Source organism: Brachybacterium sp. JB7 (assembly GCF_003335205.1).
Classification (GTDB): domain Bacteria; phylum Actinomycetota; class Actinomycetes; order Actinomycetales; family Dermabacteraceae; genus Brachybacterium; species Brachybacterium alimentarium.
On sequence record NZ_QPGN01000011.1, the window covers coordinates 40073 to 52793 of the forward strand.

The following is a 12721-nucleotide window of genomic DNA, read 5'->3' on the forward strand; positions in this document are numbered from 1 at the left end:
AAGGCGTCCAGATGCCATTGTTCGACCTCCCGCTCGCCGCTCTGCGCGAGTACCTCCCCACGCTCGACGAGCCGGCGGATCTCGACGAGTTCTGGGCCGGCACACTGGATCGCGCGCGCACCGCGGAGGTGCTGGTCGAGGTCTTGCCGGTGGAGACCGGGCTGTCCCTGGTGGACACCTGGGACGTCACCTTCGCCGGCCACGACGGGGCGCCGATCCGTGCGTGGTACCTGCGGCCAGCCGGCATCGAGGGCGACCTCCCGGTGGTCGTGGAGTTCATCGGCTACGGCGGCGGGCGCTCCGAGGCGATCGAGCATCTGCTGTGGCCGACGGCCGGCTACGGCCACCTCGTGATGGACACCCGTGGCCAAGGCGGACGCTGGGGATCACGCGGCGACACCCCGGACCCCGTCGGCTCCGGCCCGGCCGCGCCCGGTTCGATGACCCGCGGCATCGACTCCCCCGAGACCTCGTACCTCACCCGCCTCATGACCGACGCCGCCCGCGCCGTCGATGCCGCCCGCGCCCTTCCGGGGGCCGACGGGCGGGTCGCGGTGACCGGCAACAGCCAGGGCGGCGGTCTCGCGATCGCCGCTGGTGGCCTGGTGCCCGACGTCGACGCGGTGATGGCCAACGTGCCGTTCCTGTGCCAGATCCGTCGCGCGATGGACCTCACCGACGCCGATCCGTACCAGGAGATCGTCCGCTATCTCGCCGTGAACCGTGGGCGGGAGGCGGCGGTGGAGAACACCCTGCGGTACGTCGACGCCGTGCACCTCGCGCGCCGTGCCCGGGCCGATGCCCTCTTCTCGGCAGCCCTGCGCGACATGACCTGCCCGCCCTCGACGGTGTTCGCCGCGTTCAACCACTGGGCCGGCCTCAGCGGAGCGACGCCGCGCAAGGACATCGAGATCTACCCGTTCAACAACCACGAGGGCGGCGCGGCCACCCAGAACATGGTGCAGCTGGCGTGGCTGCGCGAGCGGATGCCGGTGGCAGGGCTCAGGAACCCTGGGTCGGCGCCGACGCCGTCGACTCCCGCTGGACGAGGTGCGTCTCGAGCTTGAACGGATGGGCGAAGAGCCCCGGATCCGACGAGAGGGCGAGCAGCCTCTCGACGGCCACCTGTCCCATCGAGAACAGGGGCTGGCGCACGGCGGTGAGCTGGGGGTGGGTCCAGCTGGCGATCATCGTGTCGTCGAAGCTGACCACGCTGAGCTCCTCGGGGACGCTCACCCCGAGCTGTCGGGCCGCTCGCAGCGCCCCGACGCCGAGGGTGTCCGCGACGGCGAAGATCGCCGTGGGCGGCTCGGGCAGGCGCAGCAGCTTCTCCGCGCTGCGCTGACCGTCCTCGTACCCGAAGGTGCCGTGCTCGATGAGGTCGGGGTCCACGGGGAGGCCCGCCTGGGCGAGGGCGCTGTGATAGCCCTGGACGCGCTGCCTGGCCGGGACGGAGTCCTCGGGGCCGCCGATGATGCCGATCCTCCGATGCCCGAGGTCCAGGAGGTGCTGGACGGCCAGGGAGCCGCCCTCCCAGTTGGTCGCCGAGATCGTGACGACGCCCTTGGTGTCCTGGCCGATGGTCACGGGGTCCACGGCGATGAGCGGCAGCTTGAGATCCTTGCTCCATCGCGCATGCTGGCTCCCGATCGGCGAGGTGACCGCGATCAGCCCCTCGATACCGCGCCCGGCGATGTCGGCCATCTGGGCCCGCGTGGGCCCGGCGTAGCCCTCGCCGCGCTCGTCGACGCTGATGACCAGGAGGTCCACATCGGCCCGGCGAGCGGCGCGTTCCGCGCCTTCGAGCACCTGCAGCGCGTACGGGCTGGTGAGGGTGTCAAAGTGGATCATGACCGAACGGCGGCGCTCGGTATCGCGCCGCTTGGGCTGGTACCCGAGCCCGCGGGCCACCTCGGCGACCTCCTGGCGCGTCGAGTCCCGCACATCTGCGCGACCGTTCATCACCTTCGATGCGGTGGCCAGCGAGACCCCCGCCTTCTCGGCGACGTCCTTCAGGGTGACCCGGCCCTGCCGCGCAACGTCCTCTGGCATGTCCACACCCTCACCTCTCGACACGGCACCTGCGTCAGCGCCGACTCCCAGGAGGATAGTCGCGCCCAGCCCCTCGACCGCAGGGCACACCACCCCAGTCTAAACACTGACAGAAGTTTCGGCTTCCTTTTCGGAGGGTTTCCGCGCCTCGACGACGGCTGATCCGCGCCGCCCCGCACACCGGAGCAGACGGTCGACCCACGGCCGATCGCCCGCTCCGCGACCGCCGGCCCGCCCTGCGCGCCGCGGCCCGCCGTCAGCCCTTCACGGAGCCGAGCATGATGCCGGAGACGAAGTACCGCTGCACGAACGGGTACACGCACAGGATCGGGATGAGGATCAGGATCATCGTCACCGACTGGATGTTGGCGTTGAGGTCGCTGACGCTCGCCCCGGAGGCCGCCGCCCCCTCGGAGGCAGCCGTGGAGGCCCCCGCGATCAGGTTCCGCAGGAACAGGGTCACCGGGAACAGATCAGTCCTGTCCAGGTACAGGAACGCGGCGAACCAGTCGTTCCAGTACTGCACCGAGTAGAACAGCACCATCGTGGCGATGACCGCCTTGGACAGCGGCAGCACGATGCGGAAGAAGATCCCGAACCAGGTGAGGCCGTCGATGTGCGCGGCCTCCTCGAGCTCGCTGGGCAGATTCTCGAAGAACGCCTTCATGACCAGGAGGTTGAAGACGGACAGCGCGGGCGGAAGGATCACCGCCCACATCGTGTTCTTCATCCCCAGCGAGGAGATGAGGACGTAGTTCGGGACGATGCCGCCGTTGAAGAACATCGTGAACACGGCGATCCCGATGAGCAGCCCGCGGCCCCTGAGATGCTTCTTCGAGAGCACGAAGGCGTACGTCGTGGTCAGCACCATCGCGATGGTCGTCCCGATCACGGTGTAGACCACGGTGTTGCCGTAGCTGCGCCAGAAGGCGCCGTTGTCCGCGACCGCTTTGTAGGTGTCCAGGTTGAAGTCGACCGGGACGATGCTCACCTTGCCCGCATTGATCGCCCCCGCCGAGCTGAACGACTGCGCCAGCAGCATCACGAACGGATACAGCATCATCGCGCACATGAGCAGGAGGGCCGTCGTGTTGACGACGGTGAAGACCTTGTACGAGGTGGAGTCCTTGATACGGGACGTCCGGGCCTGGACGGGCGCCTTGCGGGGCGCGTCAGGGGCCATTGCTTCGATCACCACAGGCTCGTCCCCACCAATCGTCTGGAGATGAAGTTCGCGGACATGACCATGGCGAATCCGATGATCGCCTGGAACAGGCCGATGGCCGCCGCATAGCTGAGATTGTTCGACACCAGACCGACGCGGTACAGGTATGTCGAGATGACATCGCCGGTGGAATAGGTCATGGGGTTGTAGAGCAGCAGGACCTTCTCGAACCCGACGTTGAGGAAGTTGCCGATGTTGAGGATCAGCAGGGTGACCATCGTCGGCCGGATGCCCGGGAGGGTGACGTGCCAGGTCTGCTGCCAGCGGTTGGCACCGTCGATGCGCGACGCCTCGTAGAGGCCGTCATCCACGGCGGTGAGCGCGGCGAGGTACAGGATCGTGCCCCAGCCGACGGTCTGCCAGGCCTCGGAGGCCACGTAGATGAAGCGGAACCACTCGGGCTTCTGGAGGAAGGAGACCGCGTCGCCGCCGAGGGCCTCGGTGATCTGATTGACCGTGCCCTGCAGGGACAGCAGCTGGTAGACCATGCCCACCACGATCACGACCGAGAGGAAGTGCGGAAGATAGCTGATGGACTGCACGATCTTCTTGAAATGCGTGCGTCGCACCTCGTTGAGCATGAGCGCCAGGATGATCGGCAGCGGGAAGCAGACCACGAGGGTCATGCCACCGATGATCACGGTGTTCGTGAAGACGTTCCAGAAGGCGGGATCGTGGATGAACATGTCCACGTAGAGCGTCCCCACCCACTCGTCGCCGAAGATGTTCCCGCCCGGCCGGAACCGCCGGAAGGCGATCACGTTGCCGAGCATCGGCAGGTACCGGAAGATCGCGAGGAAGATCAGGGGCGCGATCGCGAAGGTGTAGAGCGGCCAGTCGCGCCGCAGCGCCCGCTTCCATCCTCCCGGCCTGCGGGTCGGGACCGAGGGTCGCGGCGCAGGCTCCTGCGCCGCGACCTCCCGTGCCTCTGCCAGAGTCATATGACCACCTGCTCCGTCTGCTGACCGGGCCGGCTCAGCCGTTGGCCTCGACGAAGCGCTCGCGCGCCGTGTTGAGCAGCTCGAGGTACCGGTCCACGCCGGCGGCCTCGAGCTCGGCGACGAAGGCGTCCCACTCGCTCATGTCCCGCTCGCCCATGATGAACTGGAGGGTGGCGGTATCCACGGCATCCTTGATCGGCGTCGCCAGGAGCGAAGCCTGCTCGAGCTCGGTCTCGTCCATCGGCGTGGGCGGGAACGGATCGCGCGGAGTGCGCGTGGCCAGGACGTCGTCGATGTACTGCACGAACTCGGGCGTGCTGTAGGACTCCTTCAGCGCACGGGACTCGGTGGACTCGGCCGGGAAGGTCGAGAAGCCGAGGTCAGTCTTGATGTCGGTCTCGCCGTCGGCGTTCAGCGCGTAATCGTCCAGCGAGTATTCGTCGTCGAGCTCGATCGTGCCGTCGTCCGACTTCGTGTAGGTCACGTCCTTCTCGCCCCAGCGCAGCATGTCGCGCGCGTCCGGGTTGAAGTAGAGCCAGTCGACGAACTGCAGTGTGGCCAGGAAGTTCTCGGACTTCGTGATCTCGGAGCTGAGCATGAAGCCGTGCCAGAAATTGCGCGGCTCGACCATGTCGCCGGCCGGCCCGGCGGGCGGCGGGATGAGGGCCACCGAGAAGTTCCCCTCACCCACCGTCTCCTCCAGCGCCGTGGCGAACTCGATCGCCGTGCCGGAGGAGCCGGACGCCGCGAAGCACGTCTCCTTGGCGAACTTCTCGTCGACGCCCGCGGCGCCGCTGCCGTCGTTCGAGTCCGTGAGCGACTCCTTGTCCAGCAGACCGTCCTCGACCAGACCGCGGAAGAACTCCACCAGCTGCTTGTACTCGTCGGTGGTGGCGGCGTAGACGAGCGTGCCGTCGGCGCCCTCGACCGCACCGTCGCCGAAGCCCCAGCCGGCCTTGGTGCCGAAGCCGTGGGCGGCGTAGTTGAGCATCGACTGGGCCTCGAAGCCGTCCGCCAGCGGGACGGAATCGGGGTACTTCTCCTTGATGAGCGTGAGCCCCTCGTGCACCTCCTCCCAGGTGTTCGGCACCGCGCCGGTGACCTCCTCGAAGACGTCCTTGCGGATGACCAGGCTGAACACCGGGACGGAGACCTCCTGCAGGCCCGGCATCATGTAGTACTTGCCGTCGGCCTGCTTGAGATTGTTGATCATCTCGCCGAGCTCCCACTCCTCCACGTACTTCTGGAAGTTGGGCATCTTGTCGGCATAGTCGCTCAGCGGCACCACCGCCCCGGAGGAGACGAACGGGGAATCCTCACCGGTGTAGACCAGCGGGATCAGCGTCGGGGCGTCGCCGGCGCTGATGAGCAGGCTGCGCTTCTCGGTGGCGTCGCTGAACGGGATGTGCGTGAGCGTGATGTCGACGTTCGTGAGCTCCTTGATGAGGTCGAAGATCCGCCACGAGTCCTCGACGGGGACCTCCGGCCAATCGGTCCACAGCATGCTGACCTCGAACGGCTCCGCGGCTGTGAACTGCGTGTCCGCGGCGTAGTCCTCCATCGCGCCGACGCTCTGGGCCTCGGCGTCGATCTCTTCTCCGGCACCGGATCCGCAGGAGGACAGGGCCAGGGCCCCGAAGGCCGCCGCGGAGAGACCCACGAAGCTGCGCCGGGTCTGCGAGAGATGGAAGGGGTGTGACGTCGTCATGGCCGTCTCCTCGTCGAGATCATGGCCGTGCCGCGGAGAGCGGCCGGCTGAACGGGTGATGCATGAACTGCGGGTGGTGCATGAACTGCAGACACTGCTGAATCCGATGGAGCGATGCTGCGCCCGTCCTGGGCGGAGTCCGGATCGGACCGTCAGGAAGCCGGGCGGCGATGATCGACCGCGCCCTGCTCCCCAGGCCTGACCGCCACGCGTCATCGCGGGACGGCAAAGCTAGTCAATACTTTCGCTTAAGTTTCGACGTGATCCACAACCTAGCGGGCGCGATCGCGCGGGTCAAGAGGTTGAGCATCACCTGAGAATCGTGTCCACGGCCGCGCGGAAATGCTCCTCACCAGCCCGATTGCGCACACAGCGGCCGAAGTGCGCTCCTCGATCAGCAGGATGGCAGGTCACATTTCCGCATCACCTGCCCATTATTAAGCGAAACTTTTAGGTTTGGTGCGATATTTGGTGAGCACCCAGCCCACCGGAGCTCTCCGGCTCCCGGCAAGCACCCGAAGGAGGGCGATGACGTCCCCATCGCAGAATCGCAGCGTCCTCACCAGTGTCACGGAGGGCATCTACTGGATCGTCACGATCGACGCGCTCCTGGTGCTCGCGTGTTCCCCCACCATCCTCGCCTGGACCCTGCTGCCCGCGGGACCGAGCAATGTGCTGGTCCTGGTGCTGGCCGGTGCGCCGCTGGTCCCGGCGGTCTCGGCCGCGCTCTATGCCTGGCGTCGATGGTCCGAGGACCCCGACCTGGTCCCCGCGTCCCGCTTCCTGCACGGCTACCGGGTGAACCTCCTGGACAGCCTCAAGGTCGGGATGCCGGCGGTGATCGTGCTCGGGATCCTCACGGCGAACGTCACCTTCGGCGCCCAGCTCGGCACCGCGGGCTTCAACGTCGCGTTCCTGATCCTCGGCGCGCTGGTGCTGCTGCTCCTGGTGCGCGCGCTGACGATCGTGTCGAACTTCAGCTTCCGCCTCGTAGACACGCTGCGACTCTCGGTGTTCACCCTGTTCGCCAAGCCGCTCTCGACGCTCGCCCTGGTCTCGCTCGGGGTGCTCACGCTCGGACTCGTGCAGGTCGTCGGCGGCTTCGCCCTGCTGCTGACCGGCTCTCTGCTCACGGCGGCGCTGTGGCACTCGGAGAAGCCGGTCGCCCGGCTCCTCCGAGAGCGCTTCGTCAGTCCCGACGAGGAGCCGACGACGGCACCAGCCGGCTGACGAGCCCGCCGCGCGGCACGGTGATCTCCTGGCTCTGCCCGTCGAGCTGCACCCTGTAGTCACCGGCGAAGCCCTCCAGGCGCACCACGCCGTGCTCGTCGGCCCGGTGCTCATCGCGAGGGACCCACCACTGCTCGCGCACGAGCTCCTGCAGGGCGTGATAGCTCGGCTTCGGGGTGCCGTCACGTCGCACCAGACCCGCCGGGGCGCCGAGCCAGGCGGAGGCGTCGTCCAGCCCCCAGTAGGTCAGCGATTCCACGGCGGGGTGGGCGAGCACGGTGCGGTAGTGGCGCACCAGTTCGTCCGCCTGGCGCTCCTCGCCGTCCGGCGTCGAGGGCCAGGAGGCGACGACGTAGTCGTTGAGGTCGTCGATGTGCGAGGGCATGAGATCGCCGGAGACGAGCGTCGTCTCGGTCATCTGCAGCGGGAGCCCGAAGCGGGAGAAGCGCTCGAGCACCTCGGCGATCTGCTCCTCACCCCGGTACCCCTGGTGCATGTGGGTCTGCAGACCGATCGCATCGATCCGCACACCCGCCTCGAGGCATTCCTCCAGGACGTGCTCGTACGCCGGGGTGAGGTCGAAGTCGTTGAGCACGAGTTGCGCCGTCGGGTCCGCCGCGCGCGCTGTCTCGACGGCGAGGCGGATGACGTGCATCCGGCCGCGGGCCTGCGCCAGGCGCGTCACCGCGTTCTCCTCGGCTGCGAAGACCGGCAGGATGACCGTCTCGTTGAGCGCGTCCCACTGATCGACGAGTCCGGCGAACTCTCTCGCCTCACGGGTGATGCGCGCCCGGATCGCCTCCTCAACGCCCTGGTCGTCCTTCTCCAGCAACCAGGTCGGGGCCAGGGTGTGCCACAGGAGCGGGTGCCCCTTGATCCTCACGCCTCGGTCGCGGAGGTGCAGCGCGAGGGCTCGCAGCCGGTCCGCGTCGGTCGTCCCGGGGGTCTGCTCGTACCAGCGCCAATAGAAGGGCAGGGTGGCCGTGTCGAAGAGGCCCAGCCACAGCCTCTCGAGTTCGGCGGCCTCGGGGTCGCCGGACTGCGCCAGCGTGAAGGCCGTGCAGCCGAAGCCGAAGGCGTGCCGCGTCTGCTCCACCGTGACGAGTGCACCCGGGCGCGGGGCCCCGGCGGCGTCCACGACGTGCAGCTCGAGGGGTTCGAGCCGGCCTGCAGGGGCCGAAGCCCTCCGTGCCGCCGAGGATGCCGCCGCCATCAGTTCCCCTCGGGGACGCTCGCCGTGACGTCGCCCGCTGCGGCGCCGACCGCTTCCGGCACCGGACCATCCAGCACCGGCGCCACCTCGATGGGGGTGTCGAGCACCCTGTCGCCATCGCCGACCACGCGCACCGCACCGGAGACCCGGAACGAGCCCTCGAGCCGCATGTCCTCGCTCGAGGAGCCCACACGCACGCGGAACTCGCCCGGCTCGACGATCCGCTGATGGTCCTCGCCCAGGAAGGAGGTGCGGTCGGCGTGCAGGCGGAAGGTCACTCGCTTGCTCTCCCCCGCCTCCAGCACGATCTTCGTGAAGCCGACCAGCCGCTTGAGCGGGCGCACCACGGAGGCGACGGGGTCGCTGAGATAGAGCTGGGCGACCTCCTTGCCGTCGCGATCGCCGACGTTGGTGACGGTCGCCGCGATCTCGACGGTGCCGTCGGCAGGGATCTCGTCGGCCGAGAACTGCAGGTCGGAGTACTCGAAGCGGGTGTAGCCGATCCCGAATCCGAAGGGGAACAGCGGCTTGGGGTCGATGTTCGAGATCCCGTCGCTGACCCAGGCGAGCACGGGAGCGAGGTAGGTGCCGGGCTGGCCGCCCATGCCGCCGGGGATGCCGATCGGCAGGCGCCCGGAGGGGTTCACGCGGCCCGAGAGCACTCCGGCGATCGCGCTGCCGCCCTCCTCGCCGGGCATGAACGCCTGCACGATGGCGGCGCAGCGGTCGACGTACGCGCCGAGCGCGTAGGGGCGTCCGGTGACCAGCACCAGCACCACCGGGGTGCCGGTGGCGAGCACCGCCTCGACGAGCTCGTGCTGAGCGCCGGGCAGCTGCAGGTCGGCCACATCGCAGCCCTCCCCGGAGGTGCCCGCCCCGAACAGGCCGGCGATGTCGCCGACGGCGAGCACGGCGACGTCCGCCGCCTCTGCGGCGGTGACGGCCTCAGCGATGCCGTCGGTCGAGGTGCCGGTGAAATCGGTCCCCGCGACGGTCGTGACCATCGAGTCCGTGAACTCGGCGGTCAGGCTCTCGCGGAGCGAGGGCACGGCGACCGACGTGCCGTTGTCCTCCAGGCGGGAGAGCACGTGGTTGGTGAAGCTGTAGCAGCCCAGGAAGCTGCGCGGCTCGACGGCGCTGGGGCCGACGAGGGCGATGCGGCCGGGAGCGGCCAACGGGAGGACCTCGGCCTCGTTGCGCAGCAGCACGATCGACTCCTCGGCCAGGCGCCGGGCGAGCTCACGGTTCTCCACCGGGTCCAGATCGATCGCGTCGCCGGTGGTGGCGGCATCGAACTCGGGATCCAGCAGGCCCAGCTCGACCTTCTGGCGCAGCACGCGCCGCACCGCGGTGTCGAGCACCTCGACCTCGAGCTCACCGGCGTCGATGGCGTCCAGCAGCTCGGGGAAGGTGTTGGTCTCGGGCAGCTCGACGTCCATGCCCGCGCGCAGCGTCGTCACGGCGGCGTCGCGAGTGGTCTCCACGACGCGATGCATGGACTGCAGGAAGTTCACGGCCCAGTAGTCGGAGACCACGGTCCCCTCGAAGCCCCAGGTGTCGCGCAGGAGCTCGGTCATCAGCCAGCGGCTGGCCGCCGGGGCGATGCCGTCGATGTCGGCGTAGGAGTTCATCACCGCGTCGACCTTCCCGTGCCGCACGGCCATCTCGAAGGGGACCAGGTCGATCTCGTGCAGCTCGCGGAGGCCGATGGAGACGGGGGCGTGGTTGCGGCCCGCCCGCGAGGCGGCGTGGCCGGCGAAGTGCTTGAGGGTCGCGATGACCCCGGCCCCCTGCAGGCCCTTCACGTACTCGGTGGCCAGGATGCCCGTGAGGTACGGATCCTCGCCCATGGTCTCCTCGATGCGCCCCCACCGGTAGTCGCGCACGATGTCGAGCACGGGCGAGAGGCCGACGTGGGTGCCCAGCGCGCGCATGTCCGCCCCGATCCGGCCGGCCATCTCGCCGATCAGCTCGGGAGCGAAAGACGCCCCCCAGGCGATCGCGGCCGGGTAGGTGGTGGCCTCGTGAGCCATGATCCCCGTCAGGCACTCCTCGTGCGCAATGGCCGGGATGCCGTGCGGGGAGCCGGCGACGACGGCACTCTGCAGGCGACGCAGATTCTCCACCCCCTCCTCGGAGGTCAGCGGCGCGCTGCCGTAGGCGCGGGTGATGTGCCCCAGGCCGTTGCGGACCGCCTCCTCGAAGGGATCGCGCCCCTCGTCGAAGGTGGACTGCATGGGCGCGAAGCCCTCGGCGTCCCCGATCTCGGGCCGCTTCCAGTAGCTGCCGAGCTGGGCGATCTTCTCCTCAGGGCTGAGATCCGCCAACAGCGACTCCACGCGCTGCTCGACGCTCACAGAGGGGTCTCTCCACGGGGCAACGGTCATGAGGTGCTCCTTCGCACGGCCCTCGAGGTGGCGGCGGCGCCGCACACCCCGACTGTTTCAGGCACTTTTTGAAAGCTTTCTGTCGACTTTCGGTCGTGGTCAGGCTAGAGCAGTCGACGGGCCGTGGTCAATGCCGGGTCACCAGCGACGCCTGGACGCAAGACGGAGCGCCTCCCCTGAAACTTTCTGGGGAGGCGCTCCGTCTGAGGGGGCTGCATCGGGGAGTCGTGGGGCGATCATGGGGCACCACGGGCGTCGTGCGGCGATCGTGCGGCACCACGGACGTCGTGCGGCGAACGTGCGGCACCACGGACGTCACGGGGCATCGGGAGATGACGCGCGGCATCGCAGGGCATCACGGGGCAGCGCCCTGCTGCGGCGCTGCCGTGCTGCCCTGCTGCCGTGCTGCCCTTCTGCCGTGCTGCCGTGCTGCCGTGCTGCGGTGCTGCGGTGCTGCGGTGCTGCGGTGCTGCGGTGCTGCGGAGTCAGGGTCAGCCCTTCGAGGCCCACTCCGCAGTGCGGTCCTTGAGCTCGCGATAGGCACCGAGCACCTCGGGGGTGGCCTCGGCCTCGACGGTCCGGCTGTCGGTGAGCGTCCAGGCCGGCGGCTCCTGATCGCCCGAGAGGGCCCAGGCCGCCTGGCGAGCAGCTCCGAGCGCGACGTACTCGGCGGCCGGGGCGATGGTCACCGCGCGCCCGAAGATGGCGGGTGCCAGCTGCTGCACGGCCTCGCTGCGCGCGGCGCCGCCGATCAGCGTGATGGTGGCGGCCGACGTGCCCGTGCGGTCCTCGAGCGCCGTGATGCCGTCGGCCAGGGAGCACAGCAGGCCCTCGACATAGGCCCGAGCGATGTCCTCCCGGGTGGTCGCGGTGCTCATCCCCGTGAGGGTGGCGCGGGCATCAGGGCGGTTCGGGGTGCGCTCCCCGTCGAAGTAGGGCAACAGGGTGACGCCGTGCGCGCCGGGCACGCTGGCCAGGGCCAGCTGGGCCATCTCCTCATGGGAGACGCCCAGCAGGGCGCGACCGGCCTCGAGGATCCGGGCGGCGTTGATCGTGGTGGCCATGGGCAGGAAGCGGCCGGTGGCGTCGGCGAAGCCGGTGACCGCGCCGGAGGCGTCGTTCGGTCGGGTGGGGCTGACCATCGCACACACCCCGGACGTGCCGATCGAGACGGACACGTCGCCTTCGCCCTGGGACAGGCCGAGGGCCGCACCCATGTTGTCCCCGGTGCCGGCGGCGATCGCGGCGCCGGAGGAGGTGCGGGCCATGATCTCCTGCGGCGATCCGGGCAGACGGGGCAGCTCGAGGCCCTTGCCCAGCGCCAGCTCGACCAGCTCGGGCTTCCACTCCTCGGTGCGGGTGGAGTAGTAGGCGGTGCCCGAGGCGTCCCCGCGATCCGTGAACGCCTCTCCCCCGCCGGCCAGGTGGCGGGAGACGTAGTCGTGGGGCAGCAGCACGCTCGCCGCGCGGCGCGCGCTGTCCGGCTCCTCGTCGCGCACCCAGCGCAGCTTGGACGCGGTGAAGGAGGCGACCATCAGACTGCCGATCTCCTCGACGGACGCCTCGGCGCCGCCCATCTCCTCGATGAGCGCCTCGGCCTGCGGGGCTGAGCGGGTGTCGTTCCACAGCAGCGCATCGCGCACCACCTCGCCCTGCTCGTCCAGCAGCACCATGCCGTGCTGCTGACCGCCCACGGAGATCGCCTCGGCCCGCTCGAGCAGGGGGCCGGCGGCCTCGTCGACCGCGTCGAGCCAGGCACGAGGGTCCACCTCGGTGCCCTCGGGATTCGCCGCTCGACGCTCCTCGAGCACGGCACCGGTCTCGGCGTCGACGAGGAGAGCCTTCGTGGCCTGGGTGGACGAGTCGATTCCGAGAACCGTGGGGGCCATCAGGAGGTCCTTTCCGAGGAACGGGGCGCGGAGGTTGCCGCAAGTCCCCAGAGTACGGGGCAGTATCGGCGTCGGC

Annotated in this window: 9 protein-coding genes; 2 read left to right on the forward strand and 7 right to left on the reverse strand. The window is 69.3% G+C overall.

What is annotated here, in order from left to right:
* Positions 1-11 precede the first annotated feature (11 nt).
* Complete coding sequence (locus CIK81_RS12890; protein ID WP_114355784.1) at positions 12-1067, forward strand: acetylxylan esterase; 1056 nt, start codon at positions 12-14, stop codon at positions 1065-1067.
* Here CIK81_RS12890 and CIK81_RS12895 read toward each other — a convergent pair.
* The 4 genes from CIK81_RS12895 to CIK81_RS12910 all read right to left on the reverse strand — a co-directional run bounded on the left by CIK81_RS12895 (position 1003) and on the right by CIK81_RS12910 (position 5926).
* Positions 1003-2052 carry a LacI family DNA-binding transcriptional regulator gene (locus CIK81_RS12895; protein WP_114355799.1) on the reverse strand — a complete coding sequence of 350 codons (1050 nt, stop codon included), beginning with the start codon at positions 2050-2052 and terminating at the stop codon, positions 1003-1005. The genes CIK81_RS12890 and CIK81_RS12895 overlap by 65 nt on opposite strands.
* Before the next feature lie 256 nt (positions 2053-2308).
* Positions 2309-3235, reverse strand: coding sequence for a carbohydrate ABC transporter permease (locus CIK81_RS12900; protein ID WP_114355785.1), 927 nt, complete (start codon positions 3233-3235; stop codon positions 2309-2311).
* Between the two features lie 8 nt (positions 3236-3243).
* Positions 3244-4218, reverse strand: coding sequence for a sugar ABC transporter permease (locus CIK81_RS12905; protein ID WP_096163686.1), 975 nt, complete (start codon positions 4216-4218; stop codon positions 3244-3246).
* Positions 4219-4252: 34 nt separating this feature from the next.
* The gene (locus tag CIK81_RS12910; protein WP_096163687.1) at positions 4253-5926 is read right to left on the reverse strand and encodes an extracellular solute-binding protein; all 1674 of its coding nucleotides are present in this window, start codon (positions 5924-5926) and stop codon (positions 4253-4255) included.
* A gap of 528 nt (positions 5927-6454) precedes the next feature.
* Here CIK81_RS12910 and CIK81_RS12915 point away from each other — a divergent pair.
* Positions 6455-7156 (forward strand): DUF624 domain-containing protein, encoded by a 702-nt coding sequence (locus CIK81_RS12915; RefSeq protein ID WP_114355786.1) that lies wholly within the window; start codon positions 6455-6457, stop codon positions 7154-7156.
* Here the strand turns inward: CIK81_RS12915 and CIK81_RS12920 are convergent.
* The 3 genes from CIK81_RS12920 to xylB all read right to left on the reverse strand — a co-directional run bounded on the left by CIK81_RS12920 (position 7116) and on the right by xylB (position 12645).
* Positions 7116-8252: an endo-1,4-beta-xylanase gene (locus CIK81_RS12920; RefSeq protein ID WP_343874437.1), complete on the reverse strand. Its 1137-nt coding sequence runs from the start codon at positions 8250-8252 to the stop codon at positions 7116-7118. The two genes, CIK81_RS12915 and CIK81_RS12920, sit on opposite strands and share 41 nt — an antisense overlap.
* A gap of 116 nt (positions 8253-8368) precedes the next feature.
* The gene (locus CIK81_RS12925; protein ID WP_114355788.1) at positions 8369-10756 is read right to left on the reverse strand and encodes a beta-glucosidase; all 2388 of its coding nucleotides are present in this window, start codon (positions 10754-10756) and stop codon (positions 8369-8371) included.
* A gap of 491 nt (positions 10757-11247) precedes the next feature.
* Positions 11248-12645, reverse strand: coding sequence for a xylulokinase (gene xylB, locus CIK81_RS12935; RefSeq protein WP_114355790.1), 1398 nt, complete (start codon positions 12643-12645; stop codon positions 11248-11250).
* Between the last annotated feature and the right edge of the window lie 76 nt (positions 12646-12721).